Raw genomic sequence first — 593 nt, 5'->3', positions numbered from 1 at the left:
TCGGGATACCATTGGGCCGTGCCGTCCTGTGCGCTCAGGATCCGCGAGACCCGCACGGCCCAGGGCTTGAGATAGGGGTTGAGGCCCAGATAGACCTGTCGCAGCACCAGAGAGCAGATACCGCGATAGCTGGGCACATCTGCGCCGGCGCGGGATGTGAGGTAGTCATTCGCCCCCTGATCGGGCGCGCCCATGAGCACATCGATATCCCCGACAATGCCGCCCTCGCGCTGTTCCCCGCCAAAGAGCGCGGGTTTGTTGATGCGAATGCGCCCGCCTGCGGCGCCAGTGTTGAGGCTGGGCAAATTGGCCGCATCGCGGATCTCGCAGTTTTGCGCGGCAAATGCGGTTGTGGCGGGTTCCACCTGCCATGTGGTGCGATCAAGCACAGGATCATAGGCAATGCCGCGCAGCGCCACGGTGACGGCATAGCCATCTAGGGCAAGATGCAGATCGTAAGATGCGCCAAGCCGCACGCCGGGCATGGCACCCGAGAATGTGAGCGCGGCTGTGCTGCCCGTCTCGCCGGCGGGCACCGCACTGGCCTCCGCAACTGTACCGTAGGACTGCAGGGCTTGCACCTCGCCGCCTTG

The 593-nt window shown here is 64.9% G+C and carries 1 pseudogene; it reads right to left on the bottom strand.

The features are described from left to right. Window positions 1-593, bottom strand: a pseudogene (locus FAP39_RS17640) (phage tail protein); the annotation flags it as partial.

Origin of the sequence: Shimia litoralis (assembly GCF_005518135.1) — a bacterium.
Lineage (GTDB): Bacteria > Pseudomonadota > Alphaproteobacteria > Rhodobacterales > Rhodobacteraceae > Shimia_E > Shimia_E litoralis.
This window is presented reverse-complemented; position numbering and strand designations above follow the sequence as displayed.